The 20,254-nt window shown below is 71.4% G+C and carries 21 protein-coding genes; 14 read left to right on the plus strand and 7 right to left on the minus strand.

Going from position 1 to position 20,254, the window contains the following annotated elements:
- Positions 1–10: 10 nt before the first annotated feature.
- The 4 genes from ACIBLA_RS04045 to ACIBLA_RS04060 form a co-directional block, all read right to left on the minus strand.
- The gene (locus ACIBLA_RS04045) at positions 11–370 is read right to left on the minus strand and encodes a VOC family protein (RefSeq protein ID WP_363245558.1); all 360 of its coding nucleotides are present in this window, start codon (positions 368–370) and stop codon (positions 11–13) included.
- 58 nt (positions 371–428) lie between these two features.
- Positions 429–1,238, minus strand: coding sequence for a methyltransferase domain-containing protein (locus tag ACIBLA_RS04050; protein WP_399197688.1), 810 nt, complete (start codon positions 1,236–1,238; stop codon positions 429–431).
- 89 nt (positions 1,239–1,327) lie between these two features.
- Positions 1,328–1,885 carry a GNAT family N-acetyltransferase gene (locus ACIBLA_RS04055; protein WP_363245556.1) on the minus strand — a complete coding sequence of 186 codons (558 nt, stop codon included), beginning with the start codon at positions 1,883–1,885 and terminating at the stop codon, positions 1,328–1,330.
- A gap of 32 nt (positions 1,886–1,917) precedes the next feature.
- Positions 1,918–3,423 (minus strand): bifunctional phosphatase PAP2/diacylglycerol kinase family protein, encoded by a 1,506-nt coding sequence (locus ACIBLA_RS04060; RefSeq protein ID WP_399197689.1) that lies wholly within the window; start codon positions 3,421–3,423, stop codon positions 1,918–1,920.
- Between the two features lie 102 nt (positions 3,424–3,525).
- Between ACIBLA_RS04060 and ACIBLA_RS04065 the strand changes: the two genes are divergently transcribed.
- Both ACIBLA_RS04065 and ACIBLA_RS04070 read left to right on the plus strand, forming a co-directional pair.
- The gene (locus tag ACIBLA_RS04065) at positions 3,526–4,098 is read left to right on the plus strand and encodes a TIGR03086 family metal-binding protein (RefSeq protein WP_399197690.1); all 573 of its coding nucleotides are present in this window, start codon (positions 3,526–3,528) and stop codon (positions 4,096–4,098) included.
- A gap of 52 nt (positions 4,099–4,150) precedes the next feature.
- Entirely contained in the window at positions 4,151–5,392 is a 1,242-nt protein-coding gene (locus tag ACIBLA_RS04070; protein WP_399197691.1) for an aminotransferase class I/II-fold pyridoxal phosphate-dependent enzyme, read from the plus strand.
- Positions 5,393–5,562: 170 nt separating this feature from the next.
- On the opposite strand, the gene ACIBLA_RS04075 is transcribed toward ACIBLA_RS04070, so the two are convergent.
- A complete protein-coding gene (locus tag ACIBLA_RS04075) occupies positions 5,563–6,186 on the minus strand; it encodes a VTT domain-containing protein (RefSeq protein WP_363245552.1) in 624 nt (207 codons plus the stop codon).
- 11 nt (positions 6,187–6,197) lie between these two features.
- A complete protein-coding gene (locus tag ACIBLA_RS04080) occupies positions 6,198–6,989 on the minus strand; it encodes an MBL fold metallo-hydrolase (protein WP_363245551.1) in 792 nt (263 codons plus the stop codon).
- A 266-nt stretch (positions 6,990–7,255) separates the two neighbouring features.
- Here ACIBLA_RS04080 and ACIBLA_RS04085 point away from each other — a divergent pair, with 266 nt between their 5' ends.
- The 4 genes from ACIBLA_RS04085 (at position 7,256) to ACIBLA_RS04100 (ending at position 10,709) form a co-directional block, all read left to right on the plus strand.
- Complete coding sequence (locus tag ACIBLA_RS04085; protein WP_363245550.1) at positions 7,256–7,660, plus strand: hypothetical protein; 405 nt, start codon at positions 7,256–7,258, stop codon at positions 7,658–7,660.
- Positions 7,661–7,786: 126 nt separating this feature from the next.
- On the plus strand, positions 7,787–9,919 hold the full coding sequence (locus tag ACIBLA_RS04090) for a phage holin family protein (RefSeq protein WP_399197692.1): 2,133 nt from the start codon (positions 7,787–7,789) through the stop codon (positions 9,917–9,919).
- A gap of 157 nt (positions 9,920–10,076) precedes the next feature.
- The gene (locus tag ACIBLA_RS04095) at positions 10,077–10,442 is read left to right on the plus strand and encodes a hypothetical protein (RefSeq protein ID WP_363245548.1); all 366 of its coding nucleotides are present in this window, start codon (positions 10,077–10,079) and stop codon (positions 10,440–10,442) included.
- A gap of 96 nt (positions 10,443–10,538) precedes the next feature.
- Positions 10,539–10,709 carry a hypothetical protein gene (locus ACIBLA_RS04100; protein WP_363245547.1) on the plus strand — a complete coding sequence of 57 codons (171 nt, stop codon included), beginning with the start codon at positions 10,539–10,541 and terminating at the stop codon, positions 10,707–10,709.
- A gap of 98 nt (positions 10,710–10,807) precedes the next feature.
- On the opposite strand, the gene ACIBLA_RS04105 is transcribed toward ACIBLA_RS04100, so the two are convergent.
- On the minus strand, positions 10,808–11,647 hold the full coding sequence (locus ACIBLA_RS04105) for a helix-turn-helix transcriptional regulator (protein ID WP_363245546.1): 840 nt from the start codon (positions 11,645–11,647) through the stop codon (positions 10,808–10,810).
- Between the two features lie 412 nt (positions 11,648–12,059).
- Between ACIBLA_RS04105 and ACIBLA_RS04110 the strand changes: the two genes are divergently transcribed.
- The 8 genes from ACIBLA_RS04110 to ACIBLA_RS04145 all read left to right on the plus strand — a co-directional run bounded on the left by ACIBLA_RS04110 (position 12,060) and on the right by ACIBLA_RS04145 (position 20,218).
- Positions 12,060–13,526, plus strand: a complete 1,467-nt coding sequence (locus tag ACIBLA_RS04110) for an ABC transporter substrate-binding protein (RefSeq protein WP_399197693.1) — start codon at positions 12,060–12,062, stop codon at positions 13,524–13,526.
- A gap of 63 nt (positions 13,527–13,589) precedes the next feature.
- Positions 13,590–14,258: a haloacid dehalogenase type II gene (locus ACIBLA_RS04115; protein WP_363245544.1), complete on the plus strand. Its 669-nt coding sequence runs from the start codon at positions 13,590–13,592 to the stop codon at positions 14,256–14,258.
- A gap of 61 nt (positions 14,259–14,319) precedes the next feature.
- A complete protein-coding gene (locus ACIBLA_RS04120) occupies positions 14,320–15,597 on the plus strand; it encodes an NAD(P)/FAD-dependent oxidoreductase (RefSeq protein ID WP_399197694.1) in 1,278 nt (425 codons plus the stop codon).
- A gap of 31 nt (positions 15,598–15,628) precedes the next feature.
- Positions 15,629–16,576: an ABC transporter permease gene (locus ACIBLA_RS04125; RefSeq protein WP_363245542.1), complete on the plus strand. Its 948-nt coding sequence runs from the start codon at positions 15,629–15,631 to the stop codon at positions 16,574–16,576.
- 64 nt (positions 16,577–16,640) lie between these two features.
- The gene (locus ACIBLA_RS04130; RefSeq protein WP_363245541.1) at positions 16,641–17,462 is read left to right on the plus strand and encodes an ABC transporter permease; all 822 of its coding nucleotides are present in this window, start codon (positions 16,641–16,643) and stop codon (positions 17,460–17,462) included.
- A 41-nt stretch (positions 17,463–17,503) separates the two neighbouring features.
- Complete coding sequence (locus ACIBLA_RS04135) at positions 17,504–18,247, plus strand: GntR family transcriptional regulator (RefSeq protein ID WP_363245540.1); 744 nt, start codon at positions 17,504–17,506, stop codon at positions 18,245–18,247.
- A complete protein-coding gene (locus ACIBLA_RS04140) occupies positions 18,219–19,241 on the plus strand; it encodes an ABC transporter ATP-binding protein (RefSeq protein ID WP_399197695.1) in 1,023 nt (340 codons plus the stop codon). The genes ACIBLA_RS04135 and ACIBLA_RS04140 overlap by 29 nt, the downstream gene beginning before the upstream one ends.
- Positions 19,238–20,218, plus strand: a complete 981-nt coding sequence (locus tag ACIBLA_RS04145; RefSeq protein WP_363245538.1) for an ABC transporter ATP-binding protein — start codon at positions 19,238–19,240, stop codon at positions 20,216–20,218. Before ACIBLA_RS04140 ends, ACIBLA_RS04145 begins: the two co-directional genes overlap by 4 nt.
- Positions 20,219–20,254 lie beyond the last annotated feature (36 nt).

Here is a 20,254-nt window from a genome sequence, read left to right on the forward strand (position 1 = left end):
CGATGCTCCGTCAGCCGGTCTGGACCGGGTTGCGGTCCACGTACTCGAAGACCGAGCCGTCCGGGTGGACCGCGATCAGGTTGCGGCCCGCCGGGGTGGGGACCGGGCCCGCCAGGACCTGGGCGCCGACCGAGGTGAGCGCGGCGTAGGCCTCGTCGACGTCCTTGACGGCGATCGTGGCGGTGACCTTGCGCAGTACGTCGATCTCCTCCGCGGGACCGCTCATCAACAGGAAGCAACTGACGGCGGCGACGGAGACCCCGCCGCGCTCGAAACGGAGCGCGGGGCTGCCGGTCAGGCGTTCGTAGAACGCGACCGAGGTCTCCAGGTCGTCGACGCAGATACGCAGCGTGGTTCCCAGGATTTCCATACCGGTGAGGGTATCGAAGCACCGTTCTCCGTGACCATGAACCACGGGGAACCAACCCTCAGACCCGGCACAGGATTTCACCGTGCGGGACCATGAACCACGCGTCGGGGTCCTCGCCCCACGCGTGCCACGCCGCCGCGATCTCCGTGAGCCGTTTCTCGTCCGTGTGGCCGCCGCGCACGGCCAGTTCCGCGTACACCGAAGCGGTCGTCCGCTCCGCCCACAGGCCGCTCCACCACGCGCGTTCCTCCGGGGTGGCGAAGCACCACGCCGCTGCCGTGGACGTGACGTCCGTGAAGCCCGCGTTCCGGGCCCAGGCGCGGAGCCTGCGGCCCGCGTCGGGTTCGCCGCCGTTGGCGCGGGCGACCCGGCGGTACAGCTCCTGCCAGCCGTCCAGCGCGGGTGACGACGGGTACCAGGTGAACGCGCCGTAGTCGCTGTCGCGTGCCGCGACCGTGCCGCCGGGCCTGCACACCCGGCGCATCTCGCGCAGCGCCTGCACGGGGTCCCCGACGTGCTGGAGCACTTGGTGGGCGTGGACGACGTCGAAGGAGTCGTCCGGGAAGTCCAGCGCGTGGACGTCGGCGACCGCGAAGCGGACGTTGTCCACGCCCCGCGCCAGGGCCGCCTCCTCGGCGCGCTCCAGCACGTCCGCCGCCGCGTCCACCGCCGTCACCGTGCCGGGCGACACCAGCGCGGCCAGGTCGGCCGTGATGGTGCCCGGACCGCAGCCCACGTCCAACACGTCGAGACCGGACCGGAGTTCGGGGAGCAGATACGCCGCGGAGTTCGCCGCCGTGCGCCAGCGGTGCGAGCGCAGGACCGACTCGTGGTGGCCGTGGGTGTAGACGGCGGTCTCTCTCGGCACGGGCGGACTCCCTCTCCTGAAGCGGTCCCCTCACCGTACGCGCGATGTCGGAATATGAGACCCGCGTCTTGCGATGTGGTCCTCTCGTCTCAGTCGAGCGCTGCTCGCCGCCACTCCTCACGGGTGAGCGCGTACTCCACATCCCCCTCCTCCGAGCCCTCGATGGTCTCCGGCCACTCCTCGAAGTACGTACGCACGAAGGTCAGCCCGGCCTTCTCCATCACTCGCCGGGAGCCCACGTTGACCGTCATCGTGTTCGCCGTCACCCGCTCGGTGCCCAGCTCCGTGAAGGCCTTGCGCACCAGCGCGCGGGCGCCCTCCGTGGCGTACCCCCGGCCCCAGGCGCCCCGGTGCAGCCGGTAGCCCAGCTCCACCACCTGCCAGCCGGCGTCGTTCAGCGGCCTCAGCTCGAACCAGCCCAGCCACTCACCGGTGGACCGCTCCTCGGCCGCCCAGAAGCCGCGCCCGAGGAGCCGGGGCAGGGCCTCGGCCCGGAACGCCTCGGGCACGGCGGGCACGCCGCCGTCGATGAAGCGCTTCACGCCGGGGTCGTTGTCCAGCGCGAGGAGCCGGTCGAGGTCGGCCTCGACGCAGTCACGCAGCCGCAGCCGCGGCGTTTCGAGGAAGGGCGGTGGTACGGATTTCATGTCCACGATCTTGACGTACGCGTGGCCGACCGTCACTGGAGCGTGCGCGGGCGGTACACCGTCAGCGCCTCGTTCCCCTTGTCGATGGTCAACTCGACCGGTGACTCGGCGACTTCGCCGTCGAAGGCCAGCGGCGTACCGGGCGCGATCCCCTTGACCCGTACGCGCCGCATCCGCTCCGCCGCGTGCACCGGCGACCTGCTCAGCGGCCCGGCCGCCGCCGCGGCCAGCAGCCGCAGGCCGGGGAAGCTCCCGCCGTGCACGACCCGGACGTCGAGCAGACCGTCCGCGAGGTCGTGCCGGTGGCCGGGGGTGAACCCGAAGCGCTGGTAGATGCCGTTCCCGGCGAACAGCATCCACAGCGACCGCCGCCGGCCCTGGAACTCCGCATCCACCTGATGCCGGCCGCGCAGCACCTTCACGGCCGCCACCACCCCGGCGGGCCAGCCGCCGATCCGCGGCGACCAGTGCTCCCGGACACGCACCAGCTCCGGATAGACGCCCAGGCTGAAGGTGTTGAGGAAGTGGCCGCTCACCCCGTCGGGCCCGGTGAACCGCCCGAGGTCGACGCGGACCGCGTCACCCTCGGCCATCGCGCGGCACGTGTCGTGGAAGTCCTCGATCCCGAGGTCGTACGCGAAGTGGTTCAGGGTGCCGCCGGGGAACACCGCCAGCGGCAGCCCGTGCCGGGCGGCGACCACCGCCGCCCGGTTGACCGTGCCGTCACCGCCGACGATGCCGAGCGCGACACATCGCTCCGCCGCCTTCTCCAACTGCGCGTTCACCGACTCCGGATCGCACTCCACGAACTCCGCCAGCGGCAGCGAGTCGCGCAGGGCACCCGCGGCGGCGTCCGACGAGCCCGACGCGCGATTGACGACGACCACCATGCCCTCGCCGCCCGGCAGGGCCGGCGCCTGGGTGTGCGGTCGGCCGGGCGAGGGCAGCTGGGAGCGGGTCGGCACGATGCCGCGTACCGCGTACGCCGCGCCCGCCCCCAGCGCGGCGCCCACCAGCACGTCGCTCGGGTAGTGCACGCCGGTGTAGACGCGGGACGCGGCGACGGAGAACGCGATCGGCGCCACCACCGCGCCCCAGCCCTTCGACTCCAGCGCGACACCCGTGGCGAACGCGGCGGCCGACGCCGCGTGCCCGGACGGGAACGAGGTCGTGATCGGCTGCCGCTTCAGCTGCCTGATCACCGGAACGGTCTCCAGGACGGGCCGCCGGCGCCGTACCGACCGCTTGCCGACGGTGTTGATGGCCGCCGACGCCACCGCCAGCGAGGCCACCCCGCGCAGGGCGGCACGCCGTGAGCGCTGCCCGCGCCCGAGGAGGGCGATTCCGGCGGCGGCGCCGAACCAGAGGAGGCCGTGGTTGGCCGACCGGCTGAGCCGGGGCAGCACGGGCTCGGCGCCCGGCCAGTGCCGGTCCGCCGCCGACCGGAAGACCGCCTGGTCCCAGCCGGAGAGCAGTGCGGCGACCCTGCTCCGGGTGCCGGGATCGGCCGGGGTACGGCCCGCGTGGATGTCAGACATGGGACGCGGGTACCCCGTACCCCGGGGCCCCAAGCAGGGGCCGGAACCGGCCGTGACCGGCCTGACTCGCGCCCGGCCGAGCGGCCGGGGAGAGTGGGAGACATGGACAATCCACTGCTGGTCCGGCACGGCGAGGCGCTCGACCTGTTCACGGACCGGGTGCACGCCGTCGGCGCGGACCAGTGGGGCACGTCGACGCCCTGCGCCGCGTGGTCCGTACGCGATCTGGTGAACCACCTGACGGCCGAGCAGCTGTGGGTGCCCCCGCTGGTGACCGACGGCCGGACCATGGCCGAGGTCGGCGACGCCTTCGACGGCGACGTGCTCGGCGACGATCCGGTCGCGGCCTGGGACCGCGCCGCGGCGGCGTCGCGAGCCGCGTTCGCCGGGCGCGGCGCGCTGCAACGCCCGGTGCCGCTCTCGTACGGCGCGACCAAGGCCGACGCGTACTGCTCGCAGATGGTGCTCGACGCCGTGGTGCACACCTGGGACCTGTCGCGCGGGATCGGCGCGAACGAGCGGCTGCCCGGACCGCTGGTCGACTTCGCGCTGGAGGAGATCAAGCCGTACGCGGAGAGCCTGTCGCAGAGCGGCCTGTTCGACCCCCCGCTGGATCCGCCACGGGGCGCCGACGCCCAGACCCGGCTGCTGGCGATGGTGGGCCGCGAGGCGTAGGCGCCCGTCCGGGCGGGATCTCGCGGGCCGGTGAGAGCGGGAGGTGGCGCGCATGGGGACGACGGGGACCACGAGTACGGCCGGTACTGCTCACGAAGGGCGCGGTCCCGTACGGTACGGGCCCCTGGCCCCGGACGCGGGCCTGCCCGCCCTGCCCGAGCTGGTCGCCGTACTCGCCGACGCCGCCGGACGTACCGAGCCCGAGCCGCCCGGCGGCGGACCCGTCCTGCGTGAGGCGGCCTGCGGCTACTGGTCGAGGCGCGGTCTGCCGGCACATCCCCAGGAGGTCGCCGCGGCGGCCGGGGCACAGCCGCTGCTGCTCGCGCTGCTCGCCGCGCACGGCGGCGACGTCCTGATGCCCCGCCCGCACCCGGCGTCGTGGGCGCCGCAGGCCAGACTCCTGGGCCGGCCCGTCTTCCAGGTGCCGACCCCGGCCGAGTGCGGCGGCGTACCCGATCTGTACGCCCTCCTGGAGACGGTGCGCCGGGTACGCGCGGAGGGCGGCACACCACGGCTGCTGCTGCTCTCGATCGCCGACGACCCGACCGGCACCGTGGCCCCGCCCGAGCTTCTCCGGGAGGCGTGCGAGGCCGCGGTCGGCGAGGGCCTGCACATCATCAGCGACGAGACCTGGCGCGACACCCTGCACCGGCCGCACGAGACGGTGCCGCTCAGCCCCGCCGAGATGTGGCCCGACGATGTCACCGTCTTCTTCGACCTGGCGGGCGCGTTCGCCCCCGCGGCGTGGCCCGCCGCCGTCGCGCGCTTCCCCTCCACGCCCGGTGGCGCCGACCGCCGGGCCAGGACGGTGGACCATCTCACCGCGCTGGGCGCGCTCGTCGCGGGGCCGGTCGCCGCCGCCGGCGCCTACGCGCTGGACGAGCCGGCGGCCGTGACGGCGCGGGCCGCCGCGGCGAGCGCGCTCCACGCGCGCGTGGCCGCCGCCCTGCACCACGCCGTACACACCGCGGGGGCGCTGGCCAGGCCGCCGCGGGCGGGGCGTCATCTGTACGCGGACCTCGGGCCGTTGCGCCGCGGGCTCGGCGCGCGGGGCGTCGGCGACTCCATGGAACTCGAAGAGTTCCTGGGCGAACGGCTGGGTACGCCGGTGCCCGGCGGGCACCGGTTCGGGGACGAACTGGGCGCGCTGCGCGTGCGGCTGGCCACCGGACCGCTGCTCGGGTCGACCCCGGAGGAGCGGACGGAGTCCCTCACCGCGGTGGAGCCGCTGGAGCTGCCTCATGTTGCCCGAGCGCTCGGCATTTTGACGGCGGCTCTGGGGGAACTGCGCTGAGAGCGCTGAGAGCGCTGAGAGGGCCGAGAGCGTCGCAGGCGACCGCCAGGCCGCCGGACGGCGTCCGGCTCCGTGACAGAGCCGCTGGAGCGGAGGTCAGGGCCGCCTGGGACCTGCCCGTCGGCTCCGCACGCGTGCGGCCGGACCACCGCCGGACGGCCGCCGAACCCTCACGCCCGCTGACCGTCCGTCCCCTTGCCGTGCCCTCGCAGCCTGCGCCAGAGGGCCGGGGCGGAGCTGATCAGCACCGTCAGCCCCACCGCCGCGACCACGCCCTCCCACGCCTCGTCGAAGAGCGAACCGCCGAGGATCCCGATCAGCTGGTACGTCGCCGCCCACGCCAGACAGGCAGGCAGCGCGCCCTTGATGAAGCGCGATGTCGGCCACCTGGTGAGCAGGCACGCCAGCATCACCGGAATCCGCCCCGCGGGCACCAGCCGGGACAGCACCAGCACCGTCACGCCGTGCTCCCGCAGCTTGCGCTGCGTCTGTTCGAGAGTGTCCTCGGAGACCCGCTGCTCCAGCGCCGCCAGCCAGCGCGAGCCGTTCTTCGAGTTGACCCCCCGCCGTCCCAGCCAGTAGAGCGAGATGTCGCCGAGGAACGCCGCGAACGACGCCACCACGAATATGTAAAACAGGGCGAGCGGCGCCGTCTGGTGGAAGGCGACCACGGCCGCCGAACTCACCAGGGCGCCCGTCGGCACCACCGGCACCAGCGCGCCGAGCGCCACCAGCAGGAACAGCGACGGATACGTGACGGCCTGCTGCGCCGGCTCCGACGGCAGCTGGCTCATGAGCTGGTCGATCACGGCGCGGCCCCCGGCCGCACACTCTCGCCGTGCCGCAGCCGGTGCACGGCGACTCCGGGCGCGCGCCGGGCCGCCTGGCGGACGAACTCGTCGCCGGGCGAATGGAATTCGTGCGGTCTGACGCCGTCCAGGCCGATCGGCCAGAACGTGCCGTAGTGCACCGGCACCGCGGCGCCCGGAGCGATCCGGGCCAGCGCCTCGGCCGCCCGGTCGGCGTTCAGATGCCCGTGGCCCAGATGCGGCCCCCAGCCGCCCACCGGCAGCAGCGCCACATCGACGGTGCCCACGACGTCCGCCATCTCGTCGAACAGCCCGGTGTCGCCCGCGAAGTACGTCCGGCGCTCACCGGTGATCACATAGCCGAGCGCGGGGGAGCGCTGCGGTCCCACGGGCAGCCGCCGCCCGTCGTGGCAGGCGGGCACCGCCCGTACCCACACCGGCCCGATCTCCACCTCGTCGCCCGCCTCGACCTCGGTGATCCGCAGACCGCCCCGGCGTCTGACGGCGTCGAGCCGCCGCAGTCCGGGCACGGCCCGCAGCGCGCCGCGCGGCACGATCAGCCGGGTGCCCGGCGCGAGCTTCGCCAGGGACGGCAGATGGAGATGGTCGGAGTGCAGATGCGAGACCAGGACGGCGTCCGCGACCGCGGCCTCCGGCGGCGGCACGTCACCGCGCCTGCGGCGCAGATGCGCCAGGCGCCGTGCGAAGAGCGGATCGGTCAGCACCCGGACACCGGAGTCCTCGACCGTGCAGGTGGCATGACCCCACCAGGTGATGACATTTCCCAAAGCGGGACCTCAGCTCCGTCCGTATCCAGCTCTCAGCGTACGGCGGCGGGGCGGCCGGCGTACGGCCCACGGCTCGCGTCCCCGTGATCCGCGCGCCTGAGGGCGTGCGCCTGTGGCACCTCCGTGCGCCTGCCCGTGCCCGATACGCGCCTCCTTGTAAGGGCCTGTTCGGAGTAGGGTCGTCGAACACCGGGGGATGAACACCGGGGGGCAGGGGGCGGCTTCGGGGGGAGCGGTCGTGCGAAGCGAAGCGGGGGGCCGGCGACATGGGCGATTTACGAGTGGCGGCCATAGCCAGCCTCACCCCGCTCGAAGAGCTCGACCGCGAGCCGTTCCTGGTCGACATCCGCGGCCAGCAGGCGATGTGCGCGCGCTGGGCCGCCGACAAGGGGTACGTCGTCACACGGCAACTGCTCCTCTACGGGATGCGCTCCGACCACTGCGGCCTCTGGGTCGACGTCGACGCCGGTCTGATCGACGCCTTCGTCGTCCCCAACGAGCGGGTGCTCGACCGGGCGTTCGCGTCCGTCCCCGCCTTCACCGCCGAGTGCGAACGCCGTGGCATCCCCCTGGAGACCGTGGGCACGGACGAACCGGCGTACGACGCGACGTCCAAGGCCAAGGTCCACCGCAGGCTCTCCATGCCGACGGCGGGCTACGACGGCTGCTGAACCCGCCAGCCGCCAGCCCTTGCCCGGCCCGGCCTCTTTAAGAAGACCGGCCCCGCCGCGCGCTGTGTCAGGCTGTTCATCGAGCCCGCGGAGGTGTGCGGGCCGGGGACGTGAGGTGAAGACGCGGTGTTCAAGGGTCGATGGCGGACGGCCGGCAGGGCCCTCGTGCGGGTGGTCGTCGTCTGGGCGGTCTCCACGCTGACCATGCTGGTGCTGGCCGGCATCCTGCCTGACTTCCAGCTCCAGGGCGCCGACGACAGCCTCACCAGGACGGCCATCACGGCCGCCTGGGGAGCGGGCGCCTTCGGCCTGCTCAGCGCGCTCGTCTGGCCCTTCCTGGTCCGCGCCCTGCTGCTCGTACCGGCCTTGGTGCTCGGTCTGCTGGTCTTTTTCCTCAACGGCTCGCTGCTGCTGGTCGCGCTCAAACTCACCCCCGACGGCGGCGGCAGCGCCAACCCCGAGAACGCCGTCGTGGTCGCCGCCGTCATGTCCGCCGTCGCCTCGGCGACCTCCACCGCGCTCGCCGTCCGCGACGACAACGCCTACCGGCGCAGGCTCTCGCGCCTCGCCCAGCGCCGCCGGCGCCGTCGCGGCGAGGACAGCGCCCACCTCGGCCAACCGGCGTCGCCCGGCACGCTCTTCCTCCAACTCGACGGCGTCGGACACCAGGTGCTGCTCGACGCCGTCGCGGACGGCCACATGCCCACCGTGGCCGGCTGGCTCGGTGAGCGCCCCACGCACCGCCTCACCCCGTGGCGTACCGACTGGTCCAGCCAGACGGGCGCCAGCCAGCTCGGCATCCTGCACGGGAGCAACCACGATGTCCCGGCCTTCCGTTGGTACGAGAAGGACAGCGGGCGGATCATGGTCAGCAACCGGCCCGCCAGCGCCGCCGAACTCCAGCGCCGCGCCGTCGAGCACACCCGCGACGCCGGGCTCCTCACCCTCGACGGCGCGAGCCGGGGCAACCTGTTCAGCGGCGGCGCCGACCAGCTCGCCCTCGTCCTGTCGATGGCCGCTCGGCGCGGGCGGGCCACCCGCTCACGGGCCGGCTACTTCGCGTACTTCACCGACCCGGCCAACGCCGTCCGTACGGCCGTCTCCTTCGTCGCCGAGGTCGGCCGCGAGATCGGCCAGTCCACGCGGGCGCGCGTGCGGGGCGACCGGCCCAGGGTGAGCCGGGGCGGGCTCTACCCGTTCATCCGCGCGTTCGCGACCGTCGTCGAGCGGGACGTCGTGGTCGCGGCCGTGATAGGGGACATGCTGGCCGGGCGCGCCGCCGTCTACGCCGACCTCGTCGCGTACGACGAGGTCGCCCACCACTCCGGGCCGCACAGCCGTGACGCCATGCATGTCCTTCAGCGGCTCGACCGCTCGATCGCGCTGCTGGCCAAGGTCGCCGACCACGCGCCCCGCCCGTACCGCCTGGTGCTTCTCTCCGACCACGGCCAGAGCCCCGGCGAGACCTTCCTGGGCGTGTACGGGCTCACGCTCCGGGATCTCGTACGGGCCGGCTGCGGCCTGCCCGTACCGCGCCGCGCGGTGCGTACCAAGAGCGGTGCCGAGGCCCGCGACGCGGCGCGTGACGCCGTGCGGATAGCCCTCCACCGCCCCGTCGAGGGTGACGAGGGCGAGGCCGGCGGCGAGAGACGGCCGGTGCGCGGCTCCGACCCGATCGTGCTCGCCTCGGGGAACCTGGGGCTGATCTCCTTCCCGGACGTCCCGGAGCGGATGAGCCGCGAGCAGATCGACGAACGCCACCCGGCGCTGCTGCGGACCCTCGCCAACCATCCGGGCATCGGCTTCCTCCTCGTACGGAGCGAGGAGAACGGCTCCGTGGTGCTCGGCCCGGCCGGGGCGGAGATCCCCGTCGCCAAGCTGGACGACACGGGGCTGCTGGCCACGATGGGGCCGGGTGCCGCCGACGCGGTCCGGCGCACCGACACCTTCCCGCATGTCGCGGACATCATGGTCAACTCGATGTACGACCCGGCGACGGGCCGGGTGCACGCGTTCGAGGAGCAGATCGGCTCCCACGGCGGACTCGGCGGGGAGCAGTCGAACGCCTTCCTGCTGTCACCCCTGACCCTGCCCGCGCCGGTGCCCGGCGACGGGGAGCTGGTGGGCGCGGAGCAGGTCCACACGCTGCTCAAACGCTGGCTGTACGACGGCCTGGGGCCGCAGATCCCGCTCGGCCTGACCTCGGCCACCACGACCGTTCCTCCGCAGGAGACGGAGCCCGACCCCGAGGGCGCCTGAGGCTCACGCGGTGACCGGTCGGGCGCACGGCGGCCGGACGAGGGCGGCCCTGCACGGGTCGGCGTAACGCGTGTCCCTCGGGAGAGCGGATATCGGCCTCCCGGCGAGCAGGTTGGCCTCCGCGAGCACAGGATGCACGATCAGGAGGTCGTGCCGAGTGAACAGCGCCCCGGAACCGCGTAGCGCACGGCCCGCCACGGCGGGCCGGCCCGCCGTGCGCGTCGTCACGCTGCTGGTGCTGTGCACCCTCCTTGGGATGTTGCTCGACCCCTCCGCGTCGCCCGCGCGCGGCACGGAACCCCGCCCGGCCGTCTCGACGGCGCCCGAGCCCACCGGGGAGGGGCACCACGACACGGCGATGGCCGCCCAGTCCGCCTCGGCCGGGGCCGGACGCGGGGCCACGGGCCCGCGTGCCGGGGCGGAGCGCCGGGCGCCCCGCCCTCCGTACGGAGGAGACGCCGCGCGTTCGCGGAACGGATCGGCCGCGCCGCCGACGGCCCGCCGTGTGGTGCTGCGCTGCTGAGAGGTCCGGCACGCGGCACGCCCGCGTGCCCGTAGGCCCTGTCGGGCCCCGACCCCACCGGCCGGTCAACTCCCATCGCACCGCGAGGACACAGCCATGCCCATCGACCCCTTCGCCGTACTCAACGCTCTGCTGCGCGCCGAGGCGGCGCGCAGCAACGAGCACGAGACCAAGAGCCCGACGACCGCCGCCGCAGCCGCGCCCGCGCCCGGCTCCACCCCGTCACGGACGCCGGAGACCCGCCGGGAGGAACCCGACGGGTCATAACGGCGTGATCGGATCGGACCACCGGGTCCACTGTGCGGACCCGGTGGTCCGATCGGACTGCCCCTGCCCCTGCCCCCGCCCCTGCCCGTGCCCCGCGCTCAGCCCAGCGCCGACATGAGGTACTTCGCCGTCGCCGGATCTGCGGGCAGGAACGTCTCGATCGCCAGCTCGGCGACCGTCACGTCCATCGGTGTGTTGAACGTCGAGATCGACGACAGGAAGGTCAGGACCTGGCCTCCGTGCTCGATCCGCAGCGGCAGGGCGAAGTTCCCGACTGCGAACGCTGCCGTCTCATCGGCGTCCTCACCGGTGTCCGCAGCCTCGTCCGGGTCGCCGTCGCCGCCCTCCGGCGGCGGGTACGCGGCGACCTCCTCGTACACCGCCCGCAGCGCGTCGGAGCGGTCGAGCGCGAGCTGCCGCTCCATCTGGTCGAGCAGATGCCCGCGCCACTGCCGGAAATTGCGGATACGCCGCGAGGCCCCTTCCGGATGCAGGATGACCCTCATCGCGTTCACCGGTGCAACCAGCAGATGCTCGGGCACGCCCTCCATGATCAGGGCGAGTCCCCGATTGGCGGCCACCAGCGTGTACGTCCCGTCGACCACGAGCGCCGGATACGGCTCGTACCCCCGCAGCAGCCGCTCCAGCGCTTCCCGCACCACCGCCATCGACGGGTCGTCCATCGCGGTCTCGGTGAAGCGGGGCGCGTATCCGGCCGCCAGCAGCAGGGTGTTGCGCTCGCGCACGGGGACGTCCAGATGCTCCGAGAGCCGCAGGATCATCGCCTCGCTCGGCCGGGACCTGCCCGTCTCGACGAAGCTGATGTGACGGGCGGACGAGTCGGCGCGCAGGGCCAACTCCAGCTGGCTGATCCGGCGTTGTTCACGCCAGCCCCTGAGTAGCGGCCCGACCCCGTTTCCCGGCGTACGCGTTGTCATACGTGGACGGTAGCCGAGCCGAGGCACCCTTCGGCAGGCACCCGATCAGGCCCCACGTTCGCCCCGGTTGAAAAAAGCTCGCCCGCTGTTACACCGTCGCGGCGAGCTGTCGTCGGGGTGAAACCCCAGGTGGTGGTGGGTGCGAGGCGTCCGCGACGGCTAGGTGGGAAGTCAGCATGGTGGAGGTTGGCAACTTACTGTTTACGAAAGATTGTAGACAACAGACCGTCCAGGTCGTACGTTCCCTGTTCATCAGCAAGGCACTCGCAGCGATTTGTCATCGTCCACGGGCACTGGGGCAACTGGAGCCGGGGCGCGTCCCTGACCTTCATCGAACAAGTGAGTAGCTATGAAGAGAACGCGTGTGACCTGCGGGGCAGCGGTGATGAGCCTCGCACTCGGAGCCTGTGGCATGAACGGAGCCACCCAGGACAGCGCCGGTGGTGGTGAGGGCAGCATCGTGATCGATGAGCCCTTCGCCCCGGCCGGGAGCTGGGCCCTGGAGACCGACGACGCTTTCGTTCTGTCCAAGGCCGGCTGTCTGGAGACGCTCGTCTCCCGTACGGCCAAAGGCGAACTCGACCCGATGCTCGCCACGTCCTGGAAGCAAACCACCCCGATGAACTGGAAGTTCGTCCTTCGTGACGGCGTCACCTTCCAGAACGGCGATCCGCTCGACGCCCAGGCCGTGGTCGGCGCGCTCCAGCACGCGCTGAAGGCGAAGGCCCCTTCGGCTGGCTTCTCGCCCGCCGCGATATCCGGCGTGAAAGCCCTCGACAAGAAGACTGTCGTCATCACGACACCCGAGCCCGACCCGCTGGTGCCGGAGCGGATGGCCACCCCGAACACGGGCATCCTCGCGCCCGGGGCCTACAAGACGGCCCAGACGAATCCCAAGTCCACCTGTACCGGGCCCTTCGCCCTCGCCAAAGAGGTTCCCCAGCAGTCCGTCCACATGAAGCGCAACGACGACTACTGGGGCGGGCGCCCGAAACTCGCCTCCGCCGAGGTGCGGTTCATCGCCGACGGAGCGAAGCGGACCACCCAGATCCAGACCGGTGAGGCCCAGCTCGTCAGGAAACTGCCGGCCACGAGCACCAACAGCCTGAAGGGCACCAGCGGAACGCACGTCGACACCGCCGAAACGTCCAGGACCACCAGTCTGATCCTGAACAACAAGAAGGCCCCCTTCGACAACGAGAAGGTCCGCCGGGCGATCCAGGCCGCCATCGACACCACGAAGATCAACCAGGCCGTCTACCTCGGCACGGCCCGCCCGGCCGTGGGGCCGTTCGCCCCCAACGAACCCTTCGCCCCGAGCGGCGCGAAGCCCGTGAAGGCCGACCCCGCCAAGGCCGAACAACTGCTGGCCGAGGCCGGAGTCAAGCCCTCGTCAATCAACGTACGGCTGCTCACGTACACCGAGGGTGCCGGCTTCGCCGACCTCGCGGCCGTCATCCAGGACCAGCTCAAAGCCATCGGCGTCAAGGTGACCATCAAGACCGCCGACTACGCCTCGCTGGAACCCGACATGCTCTCCGGCGACTTCGACATGACCCTCATGTCACGCAACCACCTGGGCGACATGCCCGACCCCGTCGGCTTCCTCGAAGCGGACTACGGCTGCGACGGCAAGTTCAACATCTCGCACTTCTGCGACAAGGAGATGGACTTCCTCATCAAGAAGGCCGGCACCACCACCAACAGGGGAGTGCGCTACGCCGTCGAGTCACAGGCCGCCGCCCAGCTCGAAAGCCGCGCCGTGAACGTCTTCCTGGTCCACGAGACGGAGTCCGTCGCACGCGCCGACCAGGTGACGGGCTACACCATCCACCCCTACTACACCCTGACCGCGAAACTCGCCGTCAGCTCGAAATAGCCCTCACCTCGAAACAGCCGTCGCCTCGAAATGACAGCACAACAGCCCCAGAAGGAGCCCATCGTGATCGACTTCCGGCCCAAGTACATCACCTTCGACTGCTACGGCACCCTCACCCTCTTCCAGATGTCCGCCCTCACCCGCGAGTTGTACGCGGACCGGGTCACCGCCGACCGGATGGAGGACTTCCTCGACGACTTCGAGGCGTACCGGATCGACGAGGTCATCGGGGCGTACCAGCCCTACCCCGAGGTCATCGAGAACGCCCTCCAGCGCGCGACCGCGCTGTGGAAGCTGGAGTACCGCGAATCCGACGCCGACGCCATCGTCGCCGCGGTCCCGACCTGGGGCCCCCACCCGGACGTCCCGGAAGCCCTGGCCAAGCTGGCCGAGGCGTACCCGCTGGTCATCCTCTCCAACGCGGCCGACAGTCAGATCGGCTCCAACGTCGAGAAGCTCGGCGCCCCGTTCCACGCCGTGCTCACGGCGGAGCAGGCCCAGGCCTACAAGCCGCGCCTCCAGGCGTTCGAGTACATGCTCGGCCAACTGGACTGCGGCCCCGGCGACATACTCCATGTCTCGTCCAGCCTGCGCTACGACCTCATCCCCGCCCATGACCTGCGGATCACCAACAAGGTCTACATCAACCGCGGTTACGAGCCCAGCACCCCGTACTACGGCTACAGCGAGATCCCGACCCTGACCGAGCTGCCCGGACTGCTCGGCCTCTGACGTCCCGCACCCCGGCCGATCCGTGCCCGCGCAGCAGCGCGTCGAGAGGAAGAAGCACTCCGTGAAGCCCATTCCCTACTGGCTGGACACCGCCCCGGCCGCCCCGGACCGCACGGCCCTCGCGCTCGACGGGCGTACGGACGTCGCGATCGTCGGCGCCGGACTGACCGGCCTGTCCGCCGCCGTGCATCTGGCCCGCAAGGGCGCCCAGGTCACGGTGCTGGAACAGGACGCCGTCGGCTGGGGTGCCTCCGGCCGTAACGGCGGAATGGCGACCCCCGGGCTGGCCATCGGCTTTCTCACCGCCGTGGCCCGCTACGGGGTCCCCACCGCCAAGAACCTCTATCTCGCCTACAACGACGCCATCGACACCGTCGAGAAACTGGTCACCGACGAGGGGATCGACTGCGACTTCCAGCGCAGCGGCAAGCTCAACCTCGCGTGCCGGCCCACCCATTACGAGCGGATGCAGCGCACCCACGAGGCGCTGCACGACCTGATCGGCTACAAGACGGAGCTGATCTCCAAGAAGGACATCCGCGCGGAGATCGGGTCCGACTTCTACCACGGCGGCATGGTCGACCCGCAGGGTGCCGGCCTGCACGTGGGGAAGTTCGTCCGCGGACTCGCCGACACCGCCGAACGGCTCGGCGTGCGGATCCTGGAGAAGGCCCCGGTGACCAAGGTCCGCCGGCTCAACGGTCAGGTCCACGACCTGACCACCCCGGTCGGCACGCTCCGCGCCGACCAGGTGCTCTTCGCCAGCGGCGCCTACACCGGGTCGTCGTACCGCTGGCTGCGCAACCGCATCGTGCCGGTCGGCAGCTTCATCATCGTCACCGAACCGCTCGACCAGGACGTCGTCGACCAGTTGATGCCAACCCGCAGGATGGCGTCCGACTCCAAGAACCTCCTCTACTACTTCCGCATCACACCGGACAACAGGCTTCTCTTCGGTGGCCGCGCCCGGTTCGCCATCTCCAGTCCGCAGTCCGACCTCAAGAGCGGCCGGATCCTGCGCAAGGGCATGCTCTCGGTCTTCCCCCAACTCGCGGACGCCCGCATCGACTACTGCTGGGGCGGCCTGGTGGATCTGAGTCTGGATCAGATGGTGCACGCGGGAGAGCGCGAAGGGCTCTTCTACTCCGCCTGCTACTCGGGCCACGGCGTCCAGATGGCCACCCACATGGGCAGCCTGATGGCCGAGGTGCTGAACGGCAAGCCGGAGGCCAACCCCTGGCGCGGGCTGAAATTCCCGCGCGTTCCCGGCCACTTCGGCCCGCCGTGGTTCCTGCCCTTCGCCGGCGCGTACTACCGCGCGCTCGACGCCATCAAATAGCCGGCGACGGCTGGATCAAGGAGGTGGGGAGATGGTCCGATTCGCCCTTCGGCGCGGCGCGGTCATGGTCGCCACACTGTTCGTCGTCTCCGTGCTCACCTTCCTCATTCCGTATCTGAGCGGCGGTGACCCGGTACGGACGATCCTGCGCTCGCAGGTGTCGGAGGGCGGGGCCGACCCCGCCGCGGTCGAGGCCATGAAGCGCGAACTGGGACTCGACCAGTCGCTTCTCGTGCAGTATCTGAGCTGGCTCGGCCGGGCGGTACAAGGGGACTTCGGCCTCTCCTTCACCAGCAGAACCCCCGTGGAGGAACTGCTCGGCGGCGCGCTCGGTGTCTCCCTGACCCTCGCCGTCATCGCCCTGAGCACCGCGATCCTGCTCGCGGTGCCTCTGGGGACACTGGCCGCGACCCGGCCGGGCAAGAAGATCGACACGGGCGTGACCTTTCTGACGCAGGGGTTCGTCGCCCTGCCCGAGTACTGGCTGGCACCCGTGCTGGTCCTGCTCTTCTCCCGCTATCTGGGCTGGCTGCCCTCGGCGGGCTGGAATTCACCGGAGTCCCTGATCCTGCCGGTGCTCACGCTGACGCTACGGCCCCTGGCCTACTTCGCCCGCGTGACCAGAGCCTCGATGATCGACGTCCTGGCGGCGCCGTACATCGTCGCGGCCCGCGGCCGGGGGCTCAGCTCCGGCGAGGCGCTCGTCAGACACGGTCTGCGCAACGGGCTGCTGCCCGTGCTGAACCTGGCCTCGCTCTGGTTCGCCGGCCTGCTGGGGGGCTCCGTCGTCGTCGAGGTGATGTTCGCCATCCCCGGCATGGGGCAACTCGTCTACAAGGCGGTGGTCAACCACGACATGCCCGTCATCCAGGGCGGACTGCTCTGCCTCGTCGCCCTGGCGATCGTCGTCAGCACCGCCGCCGACCTGCTCAGCGAAGTGATCAACCCAACCGCGGGGGCCCGCCATGGCACTCACTGAACAAGCTCCCGGCATCCGGTCGGGCGACACACGCCCGCCGGCCTCGGGGGTGCGGAAAGCGGCGGTGTCCTCCACCGCGACGGTACGGGGCTGGCCGTGGACGGTACGCGTGGGAGCCGCCGTCTTCGTCCTCGTGATAGCCGTCCTGGCACTGACGCCGTGGATCGCCCCGTACGACCCGGCCGCACAGGACCTGTCCCAGCGGCTGGTCGGTCCGAGCGGTCAACACTGGCTCGGAACCGATCAGTTGGGCCGGGACGTGCTCAGCAGACTGATGTACGGCGGGCGGTTCTCGGTCTCCATCGCCGCCATCACCCTGGTGCTCTCGGCGGCCTTCGGCACACTGATCGGAGCGTTCAGCGCCCGGGTGGGCGGCATGGTCGACGAATTCCTGATGCGCGTCGTCGACCTGCTGATCTCCATCCCCGACGTCGTCGTCGCCCTCTTCCTCATCGCCGTGTTCGGAACGGGTTACGGGACGCTGATCGCGGCCCTCACCATCGTGGGCTGGACCCCCTTCGCCCGCCTCATGCGAGGTCTGGCCCTGGAGATCAACAGCCGCGACTTCATCGAGGCCGCCGAAGCGCTGGGATGCTCCCGCACCTTCATCATCGTCCGGCATGTCATTCCCAACGCCATGCGCCCGATGACCGCACTCAGCTTCCTGCGGTTCGGACACAAGCTGATCACCGTCGGCGGACTGTCCTTCATCGGGCTCGGAGTACAGCCGCCGGACTCGGACTGGGGCGCCATGCTCGTCGACGCCCAGCCCTACATGGAGCAGATGCCCCTCCTGGTGATGGTGCCCGGTCTGGCGATCTTCCTCACCGCGCTGAGTGTCTCCCTGATCGGCCAGGGGGTGGAACCGGCGGAGAAGAGCCGGTGAATGGGGCGCGTATCACCCAGACGAAGGAGAGAAGCGGTCCGATGACCACAGGCGATCCCACGACCAAAGACACCTCACCCATGACCCCGGTCTCCCGCAAGACGCTGACCGCGCTGGTGACCGAGCAGCTCCGCGACGGAATCCACCGGGGCACCCTGCTGCCGGGCAGCCAGTTGCAGGAGGCCGAACTGGCCGAACGGCTGGGCGTCAGCAGGGGGCCGATCCGCGAGAGCCTGCAACGGCTTATCCAGGAAGGGCTGTTGGCGAGCCAGCCGCACCGGGGCGTCTTCGTCCCGGTGCTCAGCGAGGAGGACATCATCGATGTCTTCTTCGCCCGGGAGGCGGTGGAGGCCGCGGCCTTCCGCCGCGTCATGCGGCGGTCCGCCTCCCCGGAACTCCTCGACGCGCTCCGCGAGACGGTGGACGAGATGGACGCCGCCGCGGCCGAGGACGACTGGTCGGCGGTCGGCGAACTCGACGTGCGCTTCCACCGGTTGGTGGTCGACGCGGTCGGCAGCCACCGTCTCAGCCGGATGTTCTCCACCCTGATGTCCGAGACCCGGCTCTGCCTCCACATGATGGCCGGAGCGGACCCCGCGCATCACGATCTCGTGCCGGAGCACGAGGAACTGGCCCGGCTGATCGCGGGCGACGATCTGGACGCCGCGCTCGCCACCCTTCATCAGCACCTTGCCGACGCCGTGGTGACCGTCCGGCGCCGTCTGTACCACTCAGTCCAGGGAAAGGAGACCGGACATGCGCCGACAACGCGACGAAACCCCTGAGCGGGGCGACACCGTTCTGCGGGTCGAGGGCCTGCGTGTGGAGTTCAACGACGCCGCCCACACCCACGCCGTCGACGGCCTCGATCTGACGGTCGGGCGCGGTGAGATCGTCGCGCTCGTCGGCGAGTCGGGCTCGGGCAAGAGCGTGACCGCGCGCTCCGTCATGGGACTGCTGCCCTCCGAGGCACGGATCACCGCCGGCTCCATCGTCCTCGAAGGACAGGAGGTGGTGGGGCTGTCCCCGCGCCGGATGAACCGGATGCGCGGCAGCCAGGTGGCGATGCTCTTCCAGCAGCCGAAGGCGATGCTCGACCCCACGGCCACGGTGCGCGACCAGGTCGCGGAACCACTGTGGCTGCACCGGGGGCTGACCCGTCGACAGGCCAGGACACGGGTGGCCGCGCTGCTGAAGGACGTCGGGATTCCCGAGCCCGAGCGCCGGGCGGCCGGCTACGCCCACCAGCTCTCCGGTGGAATGGCCCAGCGCGTCATGATCGCCGCCGCACTCAGCGGTGAGCCGGGACTGCTCATCGCCGACGAGCCCACGACCGCGCTGGACGTCACCGTCCAGGCCCAGATTCTGCGGCTGCTGCGCCACAAACAGCGCGAGGCGGGGCTGTCCGTCCTGCTCATCACCCATGACCTCGGCATTGTGGCCTCGATCGCCGACCGGGTCGCCGTCATGTACGCCGGGCGCATCGTCGAGGACGGCACCACCACCGACATCTTCGCCAGGCCCCAACACCCGTACACCCAGGCCCTGATGCGTGCCTCCCTGCTCCACTCGGACCACGGCAGCCTCTACTCCATACCGGGCAGCGCCGCCCAGTCCCGCGCGCTCGACCACGGGTGCAGATTCCGCCCGCGCTGCTCGGTCGCCGAGGGGCTCGGTATCGCCAAGAGCTGCGAGGACTCCGAGCCGACGCTGCACGCCTGCGGTACCGGTCACCGTTCCCGATGTTGGGCGCCGGTACGTGAGGAGGCAAGCGCGTGAAACCCGAGGCTCCCGTGCTCGTACGGGTGGAGAACCTGGTCAAGACCTTCCCGACGGGCGCGCGTTCGCTCACCGGGCGGCGCCGGCGGGTGCTCTCCGTCGACGGCGTGTCGTTCAGCGTCGGAGTCGGTGAAGTACTCGGCCTGGTGGGGGAGTCGGGCTGCGGCAAGAGCACACTGGCCCGAGCGGTCCTCGGACTCACGGCGCTCGACGAGGGCCGGGTGCTGTTCGACGGCGCCGAGGTCGCCGGGAGCAGGGGCGCGGACCGCAAGGCCCTGCGCCGGGCGATGCAGCTCGTGTTCCAGGACCCGTACGCCGCGCTCGATCCCCGGATGCGGCTCGGTACCAGCCTGGAAGCGCCGCTGGCCCAGCACGGCGTGGGTTCCCGCGAGGAACGCGGCGTCCGGATCGCCGACATGCTGCGGCAGGTCGGGCTCGACGAGTCGTTCCTCGACCGCCGTCCCGCGGAGTGCTCCGGCGGTCAGTTGCAGCGTGTGGTGGTGGCGCGGGCTCTGCTGCTCGAACCTCGGTTCCTGATCTGCGACGAGCCGACGTCGGCGCTCGACGCCTCGATCCGGGCCCAGATCCTCAATCTGCTGATGGAGCTGAAGGACCGGCTGGGACTGACGGTGCTGATGATCTCGCACGACCTCCGCGTGGTCCGTCATGTCTGCGACCGGGTGGCCGTCATGTATCTCGGCAAGATCGTCGAGGTGGCCCCCCGAGACCAGCTGTTCGAACGGCCTGCCCATCCCTACACGCAGGCGCTGCTGGCGGCGTCGCTGCCGGAGGAGCCGGGCGTGGAGACCGATTTCGGCACGTTGCGCGGCGAGCCGCCCAGCCCGGTGAACCCTCCCGACGGGTGCCGGTTCCACGAGCGATGTCCCAAGGCCCGCGCGCGCTGTGCGACCGAGGCGCCTCAGTCGTACCAGGCCGGTACGGGCCACACCGTCTCCTGCCACTTCTGGGATCAGTGAACCACCGAGAAATGAGGATGCCGCCATGTCTGCAGA

Source organism: Streptomyces sp. NPDC050433, from assembly GCF_044458565.1.
Classification (GTDB): domain Bacteria; phylum Actinomycetota; class Actinomycetes; order Streptomycetales; family Streptomycetaceae; genus Streptomyces.

What these genes read in the sequence shown, in the direction of transcription:
- ACIBLA_RS04045 (WP_363245558.1), bottom strand. Translation starts at nt 370, where the DNA reads ATGGAAATCCTGGGAACCACGCTGCGTATCTGCGTCGACGACCTGGAG.
- ACIBLA_RS04055 (WP_363245556.1), bottom strand. Translation starts at nt 1,885, where the DNA reads ATGAAATCCGTACCACCGCCCTTCCTCGAAACGCCGCGGCTGCGGCTG.
- ACIBLA_RS04060 (WP_399197689.1), bottom strand. Translation starts at nt 3,423, where the DNA reads ATGTCTGACATCCACGCGGGCCGTACCCCGGCCGATCCCGGCACCCGG.
- ACIBLA_RS04065 (WP_399197690.1), top strand. Translation starts at nt 3,526, where the DNA reads ATGGACAATCCACTGCTGGTCCGGCACGGCGAGGCGCTCGACCTGTTC.
- ACIBLA_RS04070 (WP_399197691.1), top strand. Translation starts at nt 4,151, where the DNA reads ATGGGGACGACGGGGACCACGAGTACGGCCGGTACTGCTCACGAAGGG.
- ACIBLA_RS04075 (WP_363245552.1), bottom strand. Translation starts at nt 6,186, where the DNA reads ATGAGCCAGCTGCCGTCGGAGCCGGCGCAGCAGGCCGTCACGTATCCG.
- ACIBLA_RS04085 (WP_363245550.1), top strand. Translation starts at nt 7,256, where the DNA reads ATGGGCGATTTACGAGTGGCGGCCATAGCCAGCCTCACCCCGCTCGAA.
- ACIBLA_RS04100 (WP_363245547.1), top strand. Translation starts at nt 10,539, where the DNA reads ATGCCCATCGACCCCTTCGCCGTACTCAACGCTCTGCTGCGCGCCGAG.
- ACIBLA_RS04105 (WP_363245546.1), bottom strand. Translation starts at nt 11,647, where the DNA reads ATGACAACGCGTACGCCGGGAAACGGGGTCGGGCCGCTACTCAGGGGC.
- ACIBLA_RS04110 (WP_399197693.1), top strand. Translation starts at nt 12,060, where the DNA reads ATGAACGGAGCCACCCAGGACAGCGCCGGTGGTGGTGAGGGCAGCATC.
- ACIBLA_RS04125 (WP_363245542.1), top strand. Translation starts at nt 15,629, where the DNA reads ATGGTCCGATTCGCCCTTCGGCGCGGCGCGGTCATGGTCGCCACACTG.
- ACIBLA_RS04135 (WP_363245540.1), top strand. Translation starts at nt 17,504, where the DNA reads ATGACCACAGGCGATCCCACGACCAAAGACACCTCACCCATGACCCCG.
- ACIBLA_RS04140 (WP_399197695.1), top strand. Translation starts at nt 18,219, where the DNA reads ATGCGCCGACAACGCGACGAAACCCCTGAGCGGGGCGACACCGTTCTG.